Source organism: Pseudomonas sp. p99-361, assembly GCF_003935475.1.
Taxonomy (GTDB): Bacteria; Pseudomonadota; Gammaproteobacteria; order Pseudomonadales; family Pseudomonadaceae; genus Aquipseudomonas; species Aquipseudomonas juntendi.
Genome location: NZ_RHQO01000041.1, coordinates 23,647 through 45,775, shown reverse-complemented (window position 1 = coordinate 45,775; position 22,129 = coordinate 23,647). Strand labels below are relative to the sequence as shown.

At 65.0% G+C, this 22,129-nt stretch carries 13 protein-coding genes and 2 pseudogenes; 12 read left to right on the top strand and 3 right to left on the bottom strand.

The window, feature by feature from the left end; translation table 11 throughout:
- Positions 1-236: 236 nt before the first annotated feature.
- The 3 genes and pseudogenes from EGJ22_RS17695 to EGJ22_RS17685 all read right to left on the bottom strand — a co-directional run.
- Positions 237-1,007 (bottom strand): IclR family transcriptional regulator, encoded by a 771-nt coding sequence (locus EGJ22_RS17695; RefSeq protein WP_029886042.1) that lies wholly within the window; start codon positions 1,005-1,007, stop codon positions 237-239.
- A 64-nt stretch (positions 1,008-1,071) separates the two neighbouring features.
- Positions 1,072-2,529, bottom strand: a complete 1,458-nt coding sequence (locus EGJ22_RS17690) for an amidase (RefSeq protein ID WP_029886043.1) — start codon at positions 2,527-2,529, stop codon at positions 1,072-1,074.
- Positions 2,526-2,858 (bottom strand): annotated as a pseudogene (locus tag EGJ22_RS17685) (MFS transporter); the annotation flags it as partial. The gene EGJ22_RS17690 and the pseudogene EGJ22_RS17685, both read right to left, overlap by 4 nt.
- Here EGJ22_RS17685 and EGJ22_RS17680 point away from each other — a divergent pair.
- The 12 genes and pseudogenes from EGJ22_RS17680 to EGJ22_RS17625 all read left to right on the top strand — a co-directional run.
- A pseudogene (locus tag EGJ22_RS17680) lies at positions 2,840-5,587 on the top strand (ImcF-related family protein); the annotation flags it as partial. The pseudogenes EGJ22_RS17685 and EGJ22_RS17680 sit on opposite strands and share 19 nt — an antisense overlap.
- Positions 5,584-6,492, top strand: coding sequence for a type VI secretion system-associated protein TagF (tagF, locus tag EGJ22_RS17675; RefSeq protein ID WP_029887854.1), 909 nt, complete (start codon positions 5,584-5,586; stop codon positions 6,490-6,492). The pseudogene EGJ22_RS17680 and the gene tagF, both read left to right, overlap by 4 nt.
- Complete coding sequence (tssM, locus tag EGJ22_RS17670) at positions 6,489-8,981, top strand: type VI secretion system membrane subunit TssM (RefSeq protein ID WP_029887855.1); 2,493 nt, start codon at positions 6,489-6,491, stop codon at positions 8,979-8,981. The genes tagF and tssM overlap by 4 nt, the downstream gene beginning before the upstream one ends.
- A gap of 143 nt (positions 8,982-9,124) precedes the next feature.
- Positions 9,125-9,643, top strand: coding sequence for a type VI secretion system tube protein Hcp (locus EGJ22_RS17665; protein WP_029887856.1), 519 nt, complete (start codon positions 9,125-9,127; stop codon positions 9,641-9,643).
- A gap of 94 nt (positions 9,644-9,737) precedes the next feature.
- Positions 9,738-10,835: a type VI secretion system protein TssA gene (gene tssA, locus EGJ22_RS17660; RefSeq protein WP_029887857.1), complete on the top strand. Its 1,098-nt coding sequence runs from the start codon at positions 9,738-9,740 to the stop codon at positions 10,833-10,835.
- Between the two features lie 57 nt (positions 10,836-10,892).
- On the top strand, positions 10,893-13,409 hold the full coding sequence (locus EGJ22_RS17655; protein ID WP_029887858.1) for an excinuclease ABC subunit UvrA: 2,517 nt from the start codon (positions 10,893-10,895) through the stop codon (positions 13,407-13,409).
- A 100-nt stretch (positions 13,410-13,509) separates the two neighbouring features.
- On the top strand, positions 13,510-14,019 hold the full coding sequence (locus EGJ22_RS17650; RefSeq protein WP_029887859.1) for a sigma-70 family RNA polymerase sigma factor: 510 nt from the start codon (positions 13,510-13,512) through the stop codon (positions 14,017-14,019).
- Positions 14,016-14,981: a FecR domain-containing protein gene (locus EGJ22_RS17645; RefSeq protein WP_064314482.1), complete on the top strand. Its 966-nt coding sequence runs from the start codon at positions 14,016-14,018 to the stop codon at positions 14,979-14,981. Before EGJ22_RS17650 ends, EGJ22_RS17645 begins: the two co-directional genes overlap by 4 nt.
- Positions 14,982-15,093: 112 nt before the next feature.
- Entirely contained in the window at positions 15,094-17,496 is a 2,403-nt protein-coding gene (locus tag EGJ22_RS17640) for a TonB-dependent receptor (protein WP_125920319.1), read from the top strand.
- Between the two features lie 213 nt (positions 17,497-17,709).
- Entirely contained in the window at positions 17,710-19,359 is a 1,650-nt protein-coding gene (locus EGJ22_RS17635) for an MFS transporter (protein ID WP_029887240.1), read from the top strand.
- Positions 19,356-20,489, top strand: coding sequence for an HlyD family secretion protein (locus EGJ22_RS17630; protein WP_029887239.1), 1,134 nt, complete (start codon positions 19,356-19,358; stop codon positions 20,487-20,489). Before EGJ22_RS17635 ends, EGJ22_RS17630 begins: the two co-directional genes overlap by 4 nt.
- 326 nt (positions 20,490-20,815) lie before the next feature.
- Positions 20,816-22,111, top strand: coding sequence for an MFS transporter (locus EGJ22_RS17625; RefSeq protein WP_009686723.1), 1,296 nt, complete (start codon positions 20,816-20,818; stop codon positions 22,109-22,111).
- The last annotated feature ends 18 nt before the right edge of the window (positions 22,112-22,129 follow it).

Here is a 22,129-nt window from a genome sequence, read left to right as displayed (position 1 = left end):
GCCCGAAACAAACGTAGGAGCGAGCGCAGCTCGCGATGCGCCGCGCGGGCGGCGCTCGATCTCACAGGCGCTGCATACCTTGTGGCAAACACCTGTCAGCCCTGATGCAATCCCTGTGGGAGCTGGCTTGCCTGCGATGGGCTGAGCAGCAGCCCCGATCAGTGTGGCATCACCCTCAAGTAAGCAGCATCAGGCACCAAGAGCGGCCGTAGGGTGCGAAGGCACCGCCGCCAGCCTCAGGCCAACGCCCGCTGCACCTCGCCAACCGTGCTCGCCAGGCTGCTCAGGTGCAGGCTCAGTACCCGCTCGACAGGCGCCTGGTCCAACGGCCAGTGCAAGGCGATGCTCCCGGCCAGGCGGCCTTCGGCATGCACGGGCAAGGCAATGGCGCGAATCAGGTGCGGCAGGCGTACCGGGTACTCCCAGTGGCCCTCGGTGCGCTGGCCGAAACCTTTGTGTGCCTCTTTCTCGATATCGCGCAGCAACGCATCGTCCCCCAGCCGCGCATCGGCCGCCAGGCGTTGCACCTCCTCCAGCCCCAGCTCACCCAGGCAGGCGCGGCCCATCGCCGAATGGAACAAGCTGGCATGATGGCCGACGATCTGGCAGGTATGCGGGTAACGCTTGCGCAGGATCTGCGGAATGGCGCTTTCCATGACCTCCAGCCGCTGACCATCGAAACACGACAGGTCCACCACCAACCCGGTACGTTCGCTCAACTCCAGCAGCATCGGCGCGGCGCGTTCCACCAGGCGCCGCTTGAAGCGCAACTGGCGGTCACCGTACAAGCGCCGCGAGCACAGCCGATAGCGCCGGTCGCTGAGGCCGCGATAAACCCAGCCCTGCACCTGCAAAGTAGCAAGCATGCGCGACACCGTGGCCTTGGGCAGTGTGGTCAGGTAATGCAGTTCTTCAAGGCCCAGTGCCTGGTGCTCGCCCAGCAGGTCGACGATGGCCAGCGCCCGCTCCACCGAACGCACGCCGCCACCTTCTGCCGTGATGCCCATGGGGATGACCTCCTGGTTGCCAGATGGTCAGCATAGCCAGCAAAAAGCGCGCCTGGCCAGCACCTCATGGCGCCTGCAGGCTGGGCGGCGGGCAACGTTGCACCCAGCCGGTAAGTTGTTCATGGGCATAGGCCAACTGCAACACGGCATGGTCTGCCTGGGCCGGGCCAATGATCTGCAAGCCCATGGGCAAGCCGCCAGGGTTGAAACCGATCGGCACGCTCATGCTCGGCAAGCCGGCCAGGGTCGGCCCGATCACCACTTCCATCCAGCGGTGGTAGGTATCCATGGGCCGCCCGCCTACCCGCTGCGGCCATGGCAGGCCTGCATCGAAAGGGAACACCTGGGCCGATGGCAGCAGCAGGAAATCGTGATGCTCGAACAGCTCAGCCATGGCGCGGTACCAGTCACTGCGGTCCAGCGAAGCCTGGTACAGCGCTGCAGCACTCAACTGCAAGCCGCCTTCCACCTCCCACTGTGCTTCGGGCTTGAGCAGTGTGCGCCGGGCCGGGTCGGCATAGGCTGCGCTGAGGCTGCCATGCACCAGGAAGTGGCGGTGCGTGAGCCAGCACTGCCACAAGCGAGCCAGGTCGAATGCCGGTTGGCAGGCCTCGACCCGGCAGCCCAGCTCGGCGAAATCGGCCAAGGCCGATTCGCACAGGCTCATCACCCCGTCATCCATCGGCAGGTAGCCGTTGTAGTCCCCCAGCCAGCCCACCCGTACGCCGCGCAGATCACGTTGCAAGCCGGCGGCGAAATCGCGCCGGCCTTCGCTCAGCGCCAGCGGTGCCCGCGCATCTGCCCCGGCCTGAACCGATAACAGCCGGGCCACATCGGTCACGCTGCGGCCCATCGGCCCCTCGGTGGCCAACTGCTGCACGAACAATTCCGGCGCAGGGCCGTGGGGCACCCGCCCCTGCGAGGGGCGCAGGCCGAACACGTTGTTGAACGCCGCCGGGTTGCGCAACGAGCCCATCATGTCGCTGCCGTCGGCCACCGGCAGCAGGCGCATGGCCAGTGCCGCCGCCGCGCCACCGCTGCTGCCCCCCGCCACCCGTGTCGGGTCGTAGGCATTGGTGGTGGTGCCGAACAAGATGTTGTAGCTCTGCGACCCCAGGCCGAACTCGGGCACGTTGCTTTTGCCCACGATCAAGGCGCCACTGGCCCGCACCCGCGCCACACTGATCGCGTCGTGCTGGGGAACCTGGTCGGCGAACAGCGGCGAACCGAGTGTGGTACGCAGCCCGGCCGTGGCCGCCAGGTCCTTGATGGCCTGGGGCATGCCATGCATCCAGCCGCGTGAATGGCCGCGGGCCAGTTCGCGGTCACGTTGGTCGGCCTCGGCCAGCAGTGCCGCGGCCGGGCGCAACGAGACCAGCGCATTGACCCGTGGGTTGCACCGCTCGATGTGCACGAGGTAGGCCTGCATCACCTCGCGACACGACAGCTGGCGGGCGTGTATGGCGTGGGACAAGGCTTCGGCGCCGAGGGCGACAATGGGGTCGATGACAAGCGGCTTCACGGTTTCACTCCAAGGTTGAAGGCGGCCCGGTTGCCCGCCCGGGGTGCGTCTTTCAGGCAGTAGGTAGCCAACAAGGTCAGCAGGCAGGCAAACAGTACATAGAACGATGGCGCCACCGGGGTTCCCAGCGCCTGGGTCAGCCAGGTCACGATCAACGGGGCAAAGCCACCGAATACCATGACGGCCACGTTATAGGCCACCGACACGCCGGTGGAACGCACCTCGACCGGGAACTGCTCGGCCAGGGCAGTCGGCGCCGGGCCGAAGAGGCCGCCGATGGCCGTGCACAGCAGCAATTGCATGACCAGAAGGCGCCCCATTGATGCTGCGCGGCCTGTACTTCACCAGCGCCCTGCAGACCGGGCAACAACTGGGGCACGTGTACGAAGACGCCATCGCCGACGAATTCGCCTTGCAGGCGGCCGAAGATGGCCAGGCCGAACAGGCTGGCACGGCAGCGGGCAACCGCAGCTACTTCATTACCGACACCTTCCGCCGGGTCATTTTCCCCGACCGTGACCTGAGCCTTTATCACTCGCGCCAAGGCCGCCAAGCTGGGCTCAGCCCGCTGCTGCTGGGCCTGGCCGTTGCCGCCGGCGTGCTGCTTGTCAGCTGGCAGGCAGTGTCGTTCGTCAACAATCGCCAATGGCTAGACAATCTGCGCCTGCAGCTGGCACAGATAGGCCAGGCCGAAGACAGCCAGCAGCAAATGGCCGCGGGCAAAGGCCTGCAAGTGCTGCGCGAGCAGATGGCCACTGTCGAGTCGCATCGCACACAAGGCGTGCCGCTGCGCCTCAGCGCCGGCCTGTACCACGGTGAGGCGGTTGACCAGGTGACCCGCAGCGCGTATCTGGCGCAATTGCGCAGCCAGGCCCTGGAACCGATCGCCCGTAGCCTGCAAGTGCAAATGCGCGCGTTCAATACCTTCGCCGCGGGTATCAACCAGTCACTGGAGTTCACCCCGGCCCCGCCGAAAAAGCGCAACGCCAAGCCATTGGCCCCAGCGGTTGCAGCCAAAGCGCAGGCCGCGCTGGCCAACACCCGCGCAGGCGCCCATGCGGCCAAGGCCAACCTGGCCACAGCCAGCGATGCCGCCGAGCTGTCCGCGACAACCGGTGGTCTGTCGTTGTCCGAAGAGATGCTGGGGCGCCTCGACGAGCAGCAAGTCGCCTCGATCATCGACGCCTACAACACGCTCAAACTGTACCTGCTGCTGACGGCACCCGACGCCCACCCAGACCCGGCCTTCATTGCCGCAAGCCTGCCACAGGCCTGGGCCGCGGCGGCCGGCGAAGGCACCCCCGCCAGCGCCGACGTGATCGGCGCAAACACTCCGCTGTACGTGCAGTTGCTGGAACAGGGCCAGGCGCCCTCACTGCCACGCAACGACCAACTGATCAACGAAACCCGGCAGAACCTCAAGTCGTTCATGATTTCCAGTTCGCTGGTCGATCGCGAATACCTGCGCCTGCAACTCGAATCCAGCCGCCAATTCCCGGCGCTGAGCCTCAACGACCTTGTGCCTCAACCTGGGCGCGCACTGCTGTATGGGTCGGCCGGGGTACCTGCGATCTATACCCGCCAAGGCTGGGATACGTTCGTCAAGCCTGAACTGATCAAGCTGGTATCGAGCAACTTGCGCAACGAGTCCGATTGGGTACTGGACGGCGACGGCGGCGATGCCCTGGTGCAGAAGGCCAACTTCGTGCGCGAATTCATGAGCCGCTACAAGCGCGATTACACCCAAGCCTGGTACAAGATGGTCAGTAGCGTGGGCGTGCGCCACTTCGCCGACCTGGCATCGGCGACCCAGCAGTTGGGGCTTTTGAGCGACGTTCAGCACTCTCCCGTGAAGAACCTGCTGCAGGCTGTGAACGACAATACCCAGTGGGACCTGCCGGTCAAACGCGAAGTACCGTCGGCCGGCACTGGTCGTGATGACGGTTTCTGGAGCAAGGTTACCGGGCTGTTCGACGCCAACGACAGCCTGCCTGCCAACGTAGCCCCGGCCCTGCCGGCGGTGGACGATGGCAGCCTCGCCAAGCGCTTCGAACCGGTTGCCCGGGTATTCGCCCAGAACAACGCCGAAGGCGCCGACAGCACCATCATGGACCGCTATCTGGCGGCGCTGCGCAAGCTCAAGGTCCGCATGAACAACATCCAGCGGTCGCAGGATGTCGGCAAAAGCAGCAAGCAGCTGATCAGCGAAACCCTGGAAGGCCAGCCAAGCGAGGTCACCACGGTACGCAATTACGTGGAAACCAGCGTCGACACCAGCCAGGACAGCCTGTCGCGTTCGCTGCAAGGCTTGTTCAACCTGCCGATCCAGTACGCCTGGGCGACCTTGCGTGACCCGGCCGGCCAGCAGATCGCCAAAGCCTGGGCGCAGCAGATCGCCAAGCCCTGGCAGCAGGTCATGGCGCACCGCTACCCGATTGCCGGTGGTAGCCGCAACGAAGCCTCGGTCAAAGACCTGCAACGTTTCGTAGACCCGGACTCGGGGCTGCTGCCGGCCTTCAAACGCAACGAAATCGGCAACCTCGCCGGCGGCGAAGGTCTGGGCGTAGGTGATGGCAAGGCACCGGCGTTGGTCAACCCTGGCATGCTCAACAGCATCGACCGGGCCAGTTCGGTAGGCCAAGTGATCGCCAGCCTGTCAGACCGCGACAACGGCTTTGAAATCATGCTGGAGCCCTCGGCCAACTTCACCGACATCGTGTTCACCCTCGATGGGCAGGAACAGCACTACCGCAACGGCCGCAGCAGCTGGAGCCGCTTCGCCTGGCCAGGCACCAGCAACGCCCCGGGCGCTCGCCTGGATGTGGTAACGCTCAGTGGCGCACGGGTAACGGTGTTCGACTTCCCCGGGCGTTGGGGCCTGCTGCGCATGAACGAAAGCGCCCGCGTCGACGACCTCGACGGCATCCAGCAGCGCTTCAGCTGGAACACCGCCAATGGCCGTGTGAGCCTGGTGGTGCGCAACTTCGGTGGGGTAAAACTCACCGACCTGAGCCAGGTCAAGGCCCTAAGCGCACTCAACGACAGGAGTGCCCAATGATCGGCTGCTTCGGCAAACTGCCATCGAGCGCAGACTTCGTCAGCCTGCATGGCGCGGCGGAGGAAGTCTGCGAATTCGACAGTTGGCTGCAGACCTCGCTGGCGGCCATGCGCCACCGCGAAGACTGGCAGGCACTGTTCGATGGGTTGCCGATGTGCTTCTTCACATACCGCGCACGCAATGGCAACTGGCTGCTGGGCGGGCTGTTGAGCTCGCGTGACGCCAGTAACCGGCGCTATCCGTTCTTCATCTACCAACTGCTCAAGGGCAAGGAAGGCATGGCCCTGGGCAACCCATTCACCTTGGGCGAGCTGTTCTGCGCACAGATAAAGCCTTTGCTGCACCAGGCCGTGCAAGGTGCCGACGGCACCCGCCTGTTCGAACGGGTCAAGGCCTTGCGCCCCCTGCAAGCCCAGGACCTGGACCTGTTCCGCCGGGTGCACGCCAAGTTCCTGCGTGACTTCAGCTTCACCGATATCGCCCGTGCACTGCACGGCTCCTGGCCAGGTTTCGACAGCGCCGCCGCTTTGACACGGCTGCGCGCATGCCGGCCGGCGCTGCACAGTGACTTCGAGGGTGGCATTGAGTTGCCCCTCCCCGCTGAGCGCGGTTTGAAAAACCCTACAGCCGATCTGTGGCTGACTTGGCTGTGCCACATGAACGGGCAGCCAGATACGCCAGCCGTGAGCCTGCTGGCAGACGATTTCATGCACCCGCGCCTGTTCTGCTTCCCGTCACGCCACGCCAGCAGTGCCTATCGCCTGCTCTGCGGCTGTGCCGAAGCCCAGCAGCATCTGGCGCTACTGGGCCCTGCGGCATCGGCCCGCGGCCAACACGACTTCGATCTACCCCTTGAACGCGTTATCGAGCAATTCGTCGATGCGCTGGATGCGACGCCTGTATGAACAAGATCAAGTACTACTGCCTGCGTTACCAACCCTATCTGCTGGGGGTGGCGTTTTTCCTGGTGATCTTCCTGGTATGGGCGATCGGCAGCGCGTTGGGCTTCGCTTCGCTGCACAGCCTGTTGGCTGGCATCGGGGCTTTCCTGCTGCTGTCGGCGGGCTACGTCCTGCTGCTGTACCGTGGCGCCGGCCAGCATCACAACCTCGAAGGCTTGCTGCGCGACGACGCCGACCAGGCTGTACTCAATGCCACGCCGGCCGACCGCGAGGAGGTCAGCCTGTTGCGCGAGCGCCTGCTGCAGGGCATCGAGCGCCTGCACAAGAACACGCCACGCGGCACCTCTGCCAAAGACGCCCTGTACGCGCTGCCCTGGTACCTGGTGATCGGCCAGCCCGCCGCTGGCAAGAGCACCATGATCCTGCAGTCCGGCCTCAACTTCCCTTACGCCGAGCGCGAAGGTGCACGCGTCGCAGGGTTGGGTGGCACGCGCAACTGTGACTGGTTCTTCAGCTCTGAAGCGGTGCTGCTGGACACTGCCGGGCGCTACATGAACAGCCCGGAAGAGGCCGGCAAGTGGCGTGGCTTCCTGCAGTTGCTGCGCCAGCACCGGCAACGCCGCCCGCTCAACGGTCTGATCGTCAGTGTCAGCATCGCCGACGTTGTGCACGGCTCGGCCGAAGACCAGCAGCGGGTGGCCAAGCGTTTGCGCGAACGCATCCAGGAAAGCTGCGCCTTGCTGGAAGTGCGCCTGCCGATCTACCTGGTATTCACCAAGTGCGACCTGATACCCGGCTTCACGCCCTTCTATCGCCAGCTGGATGAGGCCGCGCGCGGCGAAGTGATGGGCAAGACCTTCGCGCACAAAGGCTACGAACAGGCGGACTGGGGCCAGCGTTTTGGCCAGGCGATGGACGACCTGACCCGCTACTGGCAGCAGGTTGCCAGCCAGCAACTGGTGCAGCAGGACATTCAGGTAACGCGGCAAAACGACGCCGCTTACCGCTTCCCGCTGGAGCTGGCCGCAATCAAGCCACGGCTGCAGGCGTTCGTCGACAGCCTGCTGCGGGCCAACCCCTACCAGAATGCCGAAATGCTGCGTGGCTTCTACTTCACTGCCGCCTTGCAGGCCGATGAAGCGCTGTGGGGCAGCCATGGCCAGCATGTTGCCGAGCGTTTTGCCCTGGAACACGGCGAGGGGGCGGTCAGCGCAGGCAGCCAGCCTGCGCCGCTGTTCATCAACAGCCTGTTCCGCAAGGTCATCATCCCCGACCAGCACCTGGTGGCGCTGTACACCAGCAACCACCGCGAGCGCCGGCGCAAGGCCGCCTGGGTGGCCTGTGCCAGCCTCGCCGGGTTGTTGCTGTGCAGCCTGTGGGGCTGGTCGTACCTGAACAACCGTGCGGTGCTGGGCAGCATCGCGAGCGAGCTGGCCGAGGCCAAGCGCCAGGACCAGGCTGCCGATGGCCAGTACGCCGCCTGGCGCAGCCTGGACCGCCTGCGCTTCTGGGCCGCCCATTACTACCGGCAGCACCGTGAGCAGGGTGTACCGTTCAGCCTGCGTCTGGGCCTGTACCAGGGCCATCAGGTTGAGCCGCTGCTGCGCGACCGTTACTTCACCACCCTGCAGCAGGTGATGCTCAAGCCCACCGCAGACAACCTCACCCGCACGCTCTACCTGCTGACCACGCTCAAGGTCTACCAACGCAATACCCGCGAATTGCAACCGGTGAGCGGCGTGGACAGTGTGGAGGCCGAAGCCCTGCCACATGACAACCGCGCCCAGTCGATCGCCGATTTCGGCAAGGCGACACTGGACACCTACGTGATGCTTTCGCCCGCCCAGCGGGAGCAGGCCGACCCGGCGTTTCTCAAGGCGCACCTGCCCGACTACTGGTACCCGGCCATCGCTCGGCATACCGGCCACAGCCTGTCCGAGGCCAACCAGGGCAAGGGCGACCAGGACTACCTGTACGCCAGCCGGCAGATCACCTTCTATGCCGACCAGATCCGCGAAACGGATGTGCCGCGCATTCTCGACAACGCCTTCCTGATTTCTAGCTCGCGCAACTACATCGACAGCCTGCGTGCCCAGTCGCTACGCGCGATAGAGACCATCACGCTGGAATCGGACACCTTGTTCGCCTTTGGCCGGGCAGATTTCCAGAGCCTGAAAAGCGAGGGCCAGAACCAACTCAGTGCCATCGCCAGCAAACTGTTGAACACGCCCAATATCGGCAAGATCGTCATCTCCGGCCACGCCGACCAGCTCGGTGACAGCCAGAGCAACCTGCAGGTATCGAAACAACGGGCGCAAACCATTCGGACTTATCTGGTCGGCAAGGGCGTCCCAGCCGAACTGGTGGTGGCCCAAGGCGAAGGCAGCCGTAAACCGTTGGTCAACTGTGACATGCAACAGGCACGGGCCCAGTTGATCAAATGCCTGGAGCCCAACCGCCGGGTAGAAATCGAAGTGCGCGGGCTCAACTGAGCGCGCGCCGCACCAACCGGCTACCCGGGCTCACAGGAGGAGCACCGGGTGGCGGCACGCTACCTCTGCCGCCCTGTTGGCGAGGTAAAAAACCAAGGGTCGCATGAGCAACCCTTTACCAGTTGTTAATGGAGAGTTTCACAATGGCATTTGACGCGTATATCCAAATCGACGGCATCCCAGGCGAAGTACTGGACGAAAAGCACAAGGACTGGATCGAAGTGCTGGGCTACGAGTACGGCGCCACCCAGGCGACCTCGGCGACTGCCAGCTCCTCGGGCGGCGCGTCGTCCGAGCGTGTTGCCCTGAGCGACTTCAAGATCCGCAAATCGGTCGACAAGGCATCGGCCAAACTGTTCGAGCACTGCTGCACCGGCAAACACATTGCCAAGCTGAAGCTCAACGTCAACCGCGCCGGTGGTGACAAGGTCACCTACCTGACCATCGACATGGAAGAAGTCGTGGTGTCGTCGGTCAGGTTCGTTGCCGGTGGCAACCAGGCCGGTGAAGACAAGGCGGTCAGCGACCTGCCGATCGAAGAAATCACCTTCAACTTCGCCCGCATCAAAACCACCTACACCCAGCAGAACCGTACCGACGGCCAGGCCGGCGGCAACATCGTCGGTGGCTGGGACCGCACCGCGAACAAAGTCTTCGCCTGATTACCTGCATGCCCAGGGCCGCTTCAGCGGCCCATCCTTCACAGTGTGCCAGCCAGCCTGGCACGCTGTTCACTAGCCAGAACCTGAGTGCTTTATGCCTGACATTCTCAATGACCTCTCGCTGGCCGCACTGGTCGCACCCATCGAAGGTGGCAGTGGCGAAGACTTGAGCTTCTCTGCGTTGTTCGACCAGATCAAGGAGGCGCGCCGGGCCGACCCGGACTACCTGACCCAGGGCGACTGGCAAACCGATTTGAAAACCGCCGACTGGGAGCAGGTGATCAACTTGTCTGCCCAGGGCCTCGCCCAACACAGCAAGGACCTGATGCTGGCAGCCTGGCTCAGCGAAGGCCTGGCCCAGCGCGCGCACTTCGAAGGCATCACCTTCGGCCTGGTACTGACTGAACAGTTGCTGCAGGCGTTCTGGGAAAACTTGTACCCAACCCTCGAAGAGGGCCTTGACGAGCGAGCGGCCCGGTTGTCCTGGCTCAAGAGCACACTCACCGACATCGCCGGTGGCTTGCCCATCACCCAAGGGCAGAATTTTGGCGTGTTGCGTTACGACGAATCACGTCTTGTGGAAAACCTGGCCCTGCGCGACACCAAGGCCATGCAGACCGCATTGAACGAAGGCAAGATCAACGCCGAGATATTCCAGCGCTCGGTGGCGCTGTCCGACACCGAATACCTGCGCAACAAGGCGCTGCAGATCAACGACAGTCTGCAAGCCTGCAAACGCCTGCAGGCCACTGCGGAGCAACTGTTCGGCCACGAGGCACCGAGCTTTGCCAGCCTCGCCGACATGCTGACCCGGGCCAGCCAGCTGGCTGAAAAACTGCTGAAAGACCGTGGTGTCGAGCTGCAGCCGCCAGCCCCCGTGGTCGACGAACCCGAAGCCAGCGTCGCGCCCGTCGAACAGGCAGGTGAAGCCATGAACACTCCCGCCCAGTCCACTGCGCCTGCGCCCATGCGTACCACCCCGCTGACCCGGGACGAAGCCTTCAGCATGCTGGCCGGCATCGCCCAGTTTTTCAAACAGACTGAACCGCAAAGCCCGGTGCCGTATCTGATAGAACGTGCCATCAAGTGGGGCAACATGCCGCTGGAAGGCTGGCTGAGCGATGTGATCAAAGACAGCAATGTGGTGGACAACATTCGCGACGTACTTGGCACCCGCGAACCGAAACCCTGACCCACGTCAGCGACAATGCTGCTACCGTGAGCTTCCCGTACCGCCAAGGAAAGCGCCATGCCGCCACGTTCCACTCCCCCCACCGGTTTCGTTCGTGTCCGTGGTGCCCGCGAGCACAACCTGAAAAATATCGACGTGGATATTCCGCGCGATGCGCTGGTGGTGTTCACCGGAGTGTCCGGCTCGGGGAAATCCTCACTGGCGTTCTCCACCCTGTACGCCGAAGCCCAGCGCCGCTATTTCGAATCGGTGGCACCCTACGCGCGGCGCCTGATCGACCAGGTGGGTGTGCCGGATGTGGACGCCATCGAAGGCCTGCCCCCGGCAGTTGCCTTGCAGCAGCAACGGGGCACGCCAAGCGCCCGTTCTTCGGTAGGCAGCGTGACCACATTGTCCAGCTCCATCCGCATGCTCTATTCACGCGCGGGGCAGTACCCGGCAGGCCAGGCCATGCTGTACGCCGAGGACTTTTCGCCGAACACCCCGCAGGGTGCCTGCCCGCAGTGCCACGGCCTGGGCCGCGTCTACGAGGTGAGCGAGGCGACCATGGTGCCCGACCCGTCACTGACCATCCGCGAACGCGCGATCGCGGCCTGGCCAATGGCCTGGCAAGGGCAAAACCTGCGCGACATCCTGGTCACGTTGGGGTATGACGTGGACATACCCTGGCGCGACCTGCCCCAGGCCCAGCGCGACTGGATCCTGTTCACTGAAGAAACGCCCACCGCACCGGTCTATGCCGGCCTGACCCCGGCGCAAACCCGCCAGGCCCTCAAGCGCAAGCTGGAGCCCAGCTACCAGGGCACTTTCACGGGTGCCCGGCGCTATGTCATGCATACCTTCATGCATTCGCAAAGTGCACAGATGCGCAAGCGCGTCGCCCGGTACATGCGCCCCAGCGCCTGCCCGCTGTGCCACGGCAAACGCCTGAAGCGTGAAGCGCTGGGCGTGACCTTTGCCGGGCTGGACATCGCCGAGCTGTCGCAGTTGCCGCTGCAAGCGCTGGCCGAGGTGCTGCGCAAGGTCGCGGCAGCGGGCTACCTGGAGCCACAGCAAAGCCAGCTGACCCTGGAAAAGCGCCTGGCCGCGCAGCGCATCGCCCATGAACTGCTGGAGCGCATCGACACCCTGCTCGAACTGGGCCTGGGCTACCTGGCCCTGGAGCGCAGCACGCCCACCTTGTCATCTGGCGAACTGCAACGTCTGCGCCTGGCCACCCAGCTGAATTCGCAGCTTTTCGGCGTGATCTACGTACTCGACGAACCCTCGGCCGGGCTGCACCCGGCCGACAGTGAAGCGCTGTTCCAGGCACTGCAACGGCTGAAGCAGGCGGGCAACTCGGTGTATGTGGTGGAGCACGACCTGGACACCATGCGCCGGGCCGACTGGCTGGTGGATGTAGGCCCCGCCGCCGGCGAGCACGGGGGTAGCATCCTGTACAGCGGGCCCCCGGCGGGGCTGGCCAAGGTCGAGCAGTCCTGCACCCGCGCCTACCTGTTCGGCGCCCAGGCCCAGGCCCCGCGTGCGCCACGCCAGCCCCGTGGCTGGCTGAAGCTGGAAGGCATCAGCCGCAACAACCTCGACAACCTCAGCGCAGCATTTGCGCTGGGCTGCTTCACGGCGGTAACGGGTATTTCCGGTTCGGGCAAGTCGAGCCTGGTCAGCCAGGCCCTGCTGGAGCTGGTGGGCGCGCACCTGGGCCATGCCGAACAAGGCGACGAGCCTGAGGAGCAGAGCCTGGAAGACGAACCGCAACAGACCAGCAGCGGCCATGTCAGCGCCGGGCTCGAGGCTATCAAGCGCCTGGTGCAGGTAGACCAGAAGCCGATCGGGCGCACGCCGCGCTCCAACCTGGCGACCTACACCGGGTTGTTCGACCATGTACGCAAGCTGTTTGCCGCCACCGAACAAGCCAAGGCGCAGGGCTTTGACGCCGGGCGCTTTTCCTTCAACGTGGCCAAGGGCCGCTGCGCCAATTGCGAAGGCGAGGGTTTTGTCAGCGTCGAGTTGCTGTTCATGCCCAGCGTGTACGCACCCTGCCCGACCTGCCACGGTGCGCGCTACAACCCCGAAACCCTGGCGGTCAGCTGGCAAGGCATGAACATTGCGCAAGTGCTGCAACTGACCGTCGACCAGGCCCTGCAGGTGTTTGCCGAACAGCCTCCGGCCCGGCGGTGCCTGCAGGTGCTGCAAGACATCGGCCTGGGTTACCTGCGCCTGGGCCAGCCGGCCACCGAGCTGTCCGGGGGTGAGGCGCAACGCATCAAGCTGGCGACCGAACTGCAACGCATGGCCCGGGGCGCGACCCTGTACGTGCTGGATGAGCCGACCAATGGCCTGCACCCACAAGACATCGACCGGCTGCTGGTGCAACTGAACCGCTTGGTCGAGGCTGGGCACAGCGTGGTGGTGGTGGAACATGACATGCGGGTGGTGGCGCAGAGTGACTGGGTGATCGATATTGGGCCAGGTGCCGGGGCTGCCGGGGGCAAGGAGGTGGTCAGCGGAACGCCGCAAGTGGTGGCCAACTGCAAGGAAAGCCGCACGGCGGCGTTTCTGGCCAAGGCATTGTAAGGGCATGTACCCGCACTTTTGTACATTGCCAGTTCTGCAACCCGGGGCATAGAATGCGATCAATTCCTAATTGCACCTATTTCCCGGAAACCCGCGCCCCATGCCGCCCGCCGACCCCACCCTCAACCTGCACGTTCAGACGCTGTACACCGAGCACCACGGCTGGCTGCAGGGCTGGCTGGGGCGCAGGCTGGGTAATGCCTGCGATGCGGCTGATCTGGCCCATGACACCTTCCTGCGCCTGCTCAGCCGTCAGGGCAACAGCTATTTCGGCGGTGAGCCTCGGGCATTGCTGACGCACATTGCCAAGGGCCTGGTGATAGACCGCTGGCGTCGCCAGGATGTCGAACGGGCGTATCTGCAGGCCATCGCGCATCTGCCCGAACCAGAAGTGCCGTCGGCCGAGACCCGCTGGATGATCCTCGAAACGCTGTACCGCATCGACGCCATGCTGCGCGAGTTGCCGGCGCGGGTTCGCCACGTATTCCTGCTGTCGCAACTGGACGGGCTGACCTACGCGCAAATCGCCGAACAACTGCAGGTTTCGCTGGTGACCATCAAGCGCGACATGCGCACCGCCTTCCTCGCCTGCCTGAGCATGGACGAATGAGGCCACCTATCGACCCACTGATCCTCGGCGAGGCCGCTGACTGGCTGGTGCAGCTGCAGTCGGGCGCAGCCACCGACGATGACCATCGCGCCGTCCAGGCCTGGTGCCAGCGCAGTAGCCAGCATGCCCTGGCCTGGCAGCGCGCCGAGGCCATCCTCGGTGAGTTTCGCCGCCTGCCTGCGCCGGTTACCGGGGAAACCTTGCGCCGGCTCAGCCGCCAGGGTGCGGTCAGCCGCCGCCAGGCCCTGCAGCGTCTGGGGATGTGGCTGCTGGCGGCACCAGCAGCCTGGATGGCCTGGCGCGAGGCACCCTGGCAGCAATGGGCCGCCGATGCCCGCACGGCGGTTGGCGAACAACGCTCACTGACACTGGCCGACGGCAGCCACGTACTGTTGAACACCCACACCGCCATCGATATCCGCTTCGATGCCCGGCAACGCCGTATCGCCTTGCTGGCAGGCGAAGTGCTCGTGACCAGCGCCAACGACCCGGCAACCCCGCCGCGCCCGCTGGTGGTGACCACCCCGCAGGGCCATGCGCGGGCGCTGGGCTCGCGCTTCAGCGTACGTATCGACGGCGCACTGACCCGGGTAGCGGTGTTGCAGGGCACCGTCGCCAACCGCCCGCTGCACGCCGCCGCCAGCGTGCAACTCAAGGCGGGCGAGCGCACCGCGTTCGGTGCCGACCGGGTACTGCCCGCCACCCCGCTGGAAAACGGCGACCTGGCCTGGGAACACGGCATGCTGCTGGCGCGCGACATGCGCCTGGCCGACCTGTTGCAGGAGCTGGGCCGCTACCGCCCGGGCGTGCTGCGCTGCCACCCGGCGGTGCGCGGCCTGAAAGTGTCTGGCGCCTTTCCGGTGACCGATACCGATGCCAGCCTGCGGCTGCTGGCCGACACCTTGCCGGTAACTGTCCAGGGCCTGACTCGCTATTGGGTGACGGTCGAGCCCCTGAGCTGACCCGGGCTCAGCGCACACGGGAATCAACGACAGGCTTTTTGATACCTTTTCCGGCGTCGTCCGGTGATCAGTGCAGAACCTCCCTTTTCTGCACCTACAGGACCCTCGCCCAATGCCCCATTTGCCTTTCAAGGCACTGAGCCTTGCCATCGCCATGGCCGCCCTGGCACCAGCGGCGATCGCTGCCGACGCCACCACCCGCGACTATCACCTGGCCGCTGGCCCACTGGCCGATGTGCTGGCACGCTTCGCCGCCAATGCCGGGGTGCCCTTGTCATTCGACCCGGCGCTGCTTCAGGGCAGGCAAAGCCAGGGCCTGCAGGGCAGTTTCAGTGTGCCGGAGGGTTTTGCTCGCCTGCTGGCCGGCAGTGGCTACAGCGTGATCAGCACCGGCAGCGGGGGCTACACCCTGGCGCCGGCAGTGGACCTGGGCAGTGCCCTGGAGCTGGGCGCCACCACCATCAACAGCAACCTGGCCGCCAGCGGCGATACCTGGCAAGGCGGCCAGGTGGCGCGTAGCGCACGCCTGGGTGTGCTTGGTGAACAGTCGACCAGTGATGTACCGTTCAGCGTCACCAGCTACACCGCCAAGACCATTGCCGATCAACAGGCGCGTACCCTGGGTGATGTGTTGCTCAATGACGCGGCAGTGCGCCAGTCGGCAGGCTTTGGCAATTTCTCGCAGGTGTTCACCATCCGCGGGCTGCCACTGAGCACTGACGACATCAGCTACAACGGCCTGTACGGCGTGCTACCGCGGCAGATCATCACCACCGAAGCACTCGAGCGCGTTGAGGTGTTCAAGGGCCCGAACGCCTTTCTGAACGGCGTCGCCCCCCAGGGCAGCGGTATTGGCGGTGCGGTCAACCTGGTTCCCAAGCGTGCCGCAGACACGCCAACCCGCCACGTCAGCCTCGATTATGCCACCGGCGCCAATGTCGGCGGCCACCTGGACCTGGGCCAACGGTTTGGTGAAGACAACCGCTTCGGCGCCCGTATCAACCTGGCCCAGCATGACGGCGGCACGGGTGTGCACGACGAAGCGCAGCACGCCACCTTGGTAGCTGTAGCCCTGGACTACCGGGGCGAACGCCTGCGCCTGTCCACCGACCTGGGTTACCAGAAAGAACGCATCAACCAGGGCCGGGCGGTGATCTACCCAACCGGCAGCAAAGTGCCCCATGCCCCCTCGGCACGCGACAATTACGCCCAACCGTGGACCTGGTCACAGCTGGAAGACACCTACGGCATGCTCAACGCCGAATACGACCTCAACGATAACTGGGTGCTTTATGCCGGTGCCGGGGCCAAGCACACTCGCGAAAACGGCGAATACTCCTCGTTGTACGTCAGCGACGCCAACGGTACTGCGCGGGGTGGCTACCTCTATTCACCACACGATGAAGACAACAAGAGCGCCATGGCCGGCATCAATGGCCAGTTCGCCACGGGGGCGGTCAGCCATCGGCTCAACGTCGGGCTTTCGGGCATGTGGGGCGAACAACGTTCGGCTTACGCCGCAGTTGCTGCTGCAAACCGCTATGCCACCGACCTGTACCACCCGGTCAAGGTGCCGCGCCCGACCAATACGTACACGGGCAGTGACCTGCACGACCCGCGTATCGTGGGCAAGAACCGGGTCAAGAGCGTGGCGCTGTCCGACACCCTTGGCTTTGTGGATGACCGTGTGCTGCTGACCCTGGGCGTGCGCCGGCAATCGATCGGTGTCGACGGCTGGTCTACCGCTAGCGGTGAGCGCAACGCCAACTATGACGAGTCGGTGACCACGCCGGTCTATGGCCTGGTGCTCAAGCCGTGGGAGCATGTGTCGTTCTACGCCAACCGCATCGAGGGCCTGGCACAAGGCCCCACTGCCCCGTCGAGCGTGACCAATGCCAATGAAGTGTTCCCGCCCAGGCGCAGCAAGCAGGTCGAGGCCGGGGTCAAGCTGGACTGGGACAGCTTTGGTGCAACGCTTGGCCTGTACCGCATCGAGCAGCCCAACAGCACCACGTTCCGCAGCGCCGGTGCCGAGCGCGACACCTTCAGCATGGACGGCGAGCAGGTCAACAAAGGGGTGGAATTGAATGTGTTCGGCGAGCCGGTGCACGGCTTGCGCCTGCTGACCGGTGCAGTGTTCATGCACACCGAGCTCAAGAACACTGCCAATGGCGCCAACGACGGCAACCGTGCGCCGGGCGTGCCGCGCTTCCAGTACAACCTGGGCGCGGACTGGGACGTTCCAGGCATCGCCGGCGCGGCATTGAATGCGCGGGTGTTGCGTACCGGCGGCCAGTACGTCAATGCCAGCAACAGCCTGAACATCCCGGCCTGGACCCGGGTCGACCTCGGCGCACGTTACCGTTTCAAGGTGGATGAGCAGTGGGTGACCTTGCGGACCAACCTGGAGAACGTCGCCAACAAGGCCTATTGGGCGTCGGCCTCGACCACCAACAACTACCTGACCCAAGGCACACCACGGGTGCTGCGCTTGTCCGCCAGCGTAGACTTCTGACGCCCCCGTCAGCCAGCAGCCCCGGCCCTTTAGCGGGTAAACCCGCTCCCTTGTGGGAGCGGGCGTGCCCGCGAACACCGGCGCAGCCGGTGCCAGCCACCGCGTCGGGTTCGGTGCCACCCGCGAATACAGTGCTACCGGCAACGCACAATATGCTCAAAACCAAAGCCTGCACCTAGCAGCACCAAGCGCCGCTCAAGTACAGTCTGCCCCATGGACAAATACGCCCCACACGCGTGGCTACCCCACGAAAAACCCACCCTGCCAGGCTCCCCTTCCACGCCTTTGCATTCGCCAGCCAAACGCCTGGCGTATGGCGTGGTCGGCCTGCTGGTAGCCATTACCGGTGGCTTGGGCAACGCGCTGGTCACCGCCAACCTGATGTTCCTGCAAGGCGCGCTAGGTGCAACCACGGCGGAAATGGCCTGGCTGCCAGCGGCCTACGTGATGACCAACGTGTCCATGAACCTGCTGTTGGTGAAATTCCGCCAACAATTCGGCTTGCGCGCCTTCACCGAGGTGTTCCTGGTCCTATACGTCCTGGTCACCTTCGCCCACCTGCTGGTCAACGACCTCAACTCGGCCATCGCCGTGCGCGCGGCCCACGGCATGGTGGGGGCGGCGCTCAGCTCGCTGGGGCTGTACTACATGATCCAGGCCTTCCCCGCCCAGTGGCGGTTGAAGGCCATGGTACTGGGCCTGGGCGCTTCGCAGCTGGCATTACCCCTGGCGCGGATCTTTTCCGAAGACTTGCTGCAGATAGCCGAATGGCGCGGGCTGTACCTGTTCGAGCTCGGCCTGGCCCTGGCGGCACTGGGCTGTGTCCTGCTGCTCAAGCTACCGCCCGGTGACCGCTTCAAAACCTTCGAGCCACTGGATTTCCTGACCTTCACCCTGATGGCCAGCGGTACCGCCCTGCTTTGTGCCGTGCTGTCGCTGGGGCGCATCGACTGGTGGCTGGAGGCCCCATGGCTCGGCGTGGCGCTGGCGGCATCGATTGCGCTGATGCTCAGCGGCCTGGCCATCGAACACAACCGCCGCAACCCGTTGCTGATGACCCGCTGGCTTGGCAGTGGCGCCATCATCCGTCTGGCCCTGTGCGTGGTGCTGATCCGCATGGTCACCTCGGAGCAATCCACAGGCGCGGTAGGCTTCCTGCAGGCCTTGAACATGAGCAGCGAGCAGATGCGCAGCCTGTACTGGATCATGCTGCTGGGTGCCGTGGCGGGCCTGGCCAGCAGTGCCCTGACCATAAACCCCAACCACCTGATCATCCCGCTGTTCGTGTCCTTGCTGGCCATGGCCGTCGGTGCATTCATCGACAGCGGTTCCAGCAACCTCACGCGCCCGGCACAAATGTACTTCAGCCAGTTTCTGCTGGCCTTTGGCAGTACCTTCTTCCTGGGGCCGTCGATGGCCCTGGGTATCAGCCATGTGCGCGCCAACCCCCGTAACCTGGTCAGCTTTTCGGTGCTGTTCGGCATCTGCAACAACGTTGGCGGCCTGGTTGGCGCGGCACTGCTCGGCACCTTCCAGACCTGGCGGGAGAAGTTCCACTCCAGCCACCTGATGGACCACCTGAGTTATTTGGAACCACTGGTCAATGCCCGCGTACAAAGCGGTGCAGCAGCCTACAGTGGCATCCTTGCCGACCCGGCCCTGCGCACCGAAGCCGGCATGCGCCTGCTGGCCACGGCCGCCAGCCGCGAAGCCAATGTCATGGCCTACAACGATGTGTTCGTACTGATCGGCAGCATCGCCATACTGACCATGATCTGGATCTGCATCCGTAGCACCTGGCTCTGGTACTCGAAACGCCAGGCCACCACCACCGACTCCACCCCCGGCGTGCCCACCCGATGACCGACGACACCCGTACCACGACCACCACCGCCATCGCCGAAACCCCGGAAGGCACAACGCCGCCCAGCGAGCCGGGTAGCCCGGTACGCACGCGGCGGGTGCGGTTGCTGTCCTCGATCTGCTTTGCCGCCGTGGCCCTGGCAGGTGTTCTGCTGGTGCTGTATGCCTGGCGCCTGCCGCCCTTCAGCAGTGCCATCGAAAGCACCGAAAACGCCCTGGTGCGCGGACAGGTCACCCTGATCGGCCCCCAGCTCAGTGGTTACATCGTCGACGTGCCCGTGCACGATTTCCAGTTCGTCAAGGCCGGCGACCTGCTGGTGCAACTGGACGACCGTATCTACAAGCAGCGCCTGGCCCAGGCCCTCGCCCAGTTGCAGCAGCAACAGGCAGCCCTGGCCAACAACCTGCAACAGCGCAAGAGCGCCGAAGCCACCATTGCCCAGCGCCAGGCCGCCATTGGCGATGCCCAGGCCCAGGCGGCCAAAGCCAAGGCCGACCTGCGCCGTAATCAGGCGCTGGTCAGCGACGGCTCGGTTTCCCGCAGTGAACTGGACGTGACCCGCGCCAACGAGGCAGCTGCCGTCGCCAGCCTGGCCCAGGCCAAGGCCGCGCTGGAAATCGCCCGCCAGGACCGGGAGACCGTGGTGGTCAACCGGGCTGCGCTCGAAGCGGCCGTGGAAAACGCCAAGGCCGCCGTGGAGCTGGCGCGCATCGACCTCGACAACACCCGGGTTACCGCCCCGCGTGACGGCCAACTGGGGCAGATCGGCACGCGCCTGGGTGCTTATGTCAATTCAGGTGCACAGTTGATGGCGCTGGTGCCCGACACCCTGTGGGTCATCGCCAACATGAAGGAAACCCAGATGGCCAATGTGCGCATCGGCCAACCCGTGAGCTTTACCGTGGACGCGCTGAACCACCTGAAGCTGTACGGGCACGTGCAGCAGATTTCGCCGGCCACCGGTTCGGAGTTCGCCTTGCTGCAGGCCGACAATGCCACCGGCAACTTCGTCAAGATCGCCCAGCGGATACCGGTACGGATCACTGTGGATGCCGACCAGCCACCCGCCCGGCAGCTGCGGCCGGGGATGTCGGTGGTGGTCAGTATCGATACCCGGGTGCAGCCTTAGCTGCCGGGCGCAGTTGCCTGGCTGCCTGCGGCGTCTCGTCGCAGGGCCAGGCCCCTTGGGCAAACCCTCGCAACCCCGTAGAATCGCGCTTCCTTTTCGCCCGTCGCCGTCAACGGTGGCAACCAGCAGCAATGACAGAGTCCGTGCCTGAACACATGCCCACCATGTGAAATAGGCTCAACCCTCCCCGCCCGGCCCCATCCCCTCCGGCCCAGCGGTTGAGTCTTGCCCAGGTCGCATCCGTGCAGCTACTCGCCCCTTGCGGGGTCGAGCCGGTGTGCGCGTCCGAAAAGGCGCTCATTCCGCTCATCCAACCAGAGGTACCTATGTCTCCGCGTTTGCTGGCCATGGCGCTGGCGCCCCTGCTCGGGCTGTTCATCATCGCCCTGGGCAACGGCTTCATGTCTTCCCTCACCACCCTGCGCCTGGGCGCTGCCGGTGAGTCTGCCACCACCATTGGCATCGTTTCGTCGACCTACTTCATCGGCCTCACACTGGGCGCCATCTTCAACGACCGGCTGATCCTGCGCATCGGCCACATTCGCGCCTATACCAGCTTCGCCTCGCTGATTGCCGTGACCATCTTGCTGCAGGGCTTGTTCTACGACGTGACCTGGTGGTCGGTGCTGCGCCTGATCAACGGCTGGGCCGCCGTGGGCGTGTTCCTGGTGATCGAAAGCTGGCTGCTGCTGGCCGGCGACGCGAAAATCCGCGGCCGCCTGCTGGCGCTGTACATGATCGCCTTCTATGGCGCCGGGGTCATCGCCCAGGCCGGCCTGGGGGAGATCACCCAGTTGGGCGATACCGCGCCGTTCATGCTGGCCGGCGTGCTCGCCGCGCTGTCGGTGCTGCCCATCGTGATCCTGCCGCGGGTATCGCCCTTGCTGGAGCAGGTCGAACCCCTCAAGCCCCGGCAGTTGCTGGGCGTGGCCCCCTCGGGCCTGGTGGGTTGCTTCGGCTCGGGCGTCGCCATCGCCGGCATCTATGCCCTGCTGCCGCTGTACCTGCAACGCATCGGCCTGGAGGTGGGCGAAGTCGGCAACATGATGGCCTGGGTCATCCTTGGCGCCATGCTGTTGCAGTACCCGGTCGGGCGCTGGTCGGACCGCAAAGACCGCCTGGACGTACTGCTGGCGCTGGCCGCCTTGTGCGTTGTGCTGTCACTGGTCACGGTCTTCCTGCCCTCGGACTCGTTCCTGCTGCCGGCCATGCTGTTCCTGTTGGGCGGAGGCGTGTTCACCCTGTACCCGGTCGCGGTCAGCCATGCCGCCGACCGCGCACCGTCCGATGCGCTGGTGCCGATGATCCAGGGTTTGCTGCTGATCAACTCACTGGGCTCGGCCATGGCACCGGTGGCCATTTCGCCGATGATGACCGAGTTTGGCGAGGCCGGACTGTTCTGGGCGTTTGCCGTGGTCAACCTGGCGATGCTGTGCTTCTTCATGTGGCGCCGTGGCAAGCGCCCGGCGGCAGAACACCCGGCGCCCTTCGCCGCCTCGACCACGTTCTCGCCCACCGGTGCCGAACTGCGGGTAACCGAAGACCTGATGCATGCCGCGCAAGAGCATCCGCCGCTGGAGCCCGCCGACCCTGCACCGGCTGCCCAGAGCCAGGCCCACTGAGCCAACGGGCTGCCATGC

Excerpts from the sequence above, each read along its gene's own strand:
- tssM (WP_029887855.1), top strand. The coding sequence starts at position 6,489 with ATGAACAAGATCAAGTACTACTGCCTGCGTTACCAACCCTATCTGCTG.
- EGJ22_RS17640 (WP_125920319.1), top strand. The coding sequence starts at position 15,094 with ATGCCCCATTTGCCTTTCAAGGCACTGAGCCTTGCCATCGCCATGGCC.
- EGJ22_RS17625 (WP_009686723.1), top strand. The coding sequence starts at position 20,816 with ATGTCTCCGCGTTTGCTGGCCATGGCGCTGGCGCCCCTGCTCGGGCTG.
- EGJ22_RS17665 (WP_029887856.1), top strand. The coding sequence starts at position 9,125 with ATGGCATTTGACGCGTATATCCAAATCGACGGCATCCCAGGCGAAGTA.
- EGJ22_RS17695 (WP_029886042.1), bottom strand. The coding sequence starts at position 1,007 with ATGGGCATCACGGCAGAAGGTGGCGGCGTGCGTTCGGTGGAGCGGGCG.
- EGJ22_RS17635 (WP_029887240.1), top strand. The coding sequence starts at position 17,710 with ATGGACAAATACGCCCCACACGCGTGGCTACCCCACGAAAAACCCACC.
- EGJ22_RS17650 (WP_029887859.1), top strand. The coding sequence starts at position 13,510 with ATGCCGCCCGCCGACCCCACCCTCAACCTGCACGTTCAGACGCTGTAC.
- tssA (WP_029887857.1), top strand. The coding sequence starts at position 9,738 with ATGCCTGACATTCTCAATGACCTCTCGCTGGCCGCACTGGTCGCACCC.
- EGJ22_RS17630 (WP_029887239.1), top strand. The coding sequence starts at position 19,356 with ATGACCGACGACACCCGTACCACGACCACCACCGCCATCGCCGAAACC.
- tagF (WP_029887854.1), top strand. The coding sequence starts at position 5,584 with ATGATCGGCTGCTTCGGCAAACTGCCATCGAGCGCAGACTTCGTCAGC.
- EGJ22_RS17645 (WP_064314482.1), top strand. The coding sequence starts at position 14,016 with ATGAGGCCACCTATCGACCCACTGATCCTCGGCGAGGCCGCTGACTGG.
- EGJ22_RS17655 (WP_029887858.1), top strand. The coding sequence starts at position 10,893 with ATGCCGCCACGTTCCACTCCCCCCACCGGTTTCGTTCGTGTCCGTGGT.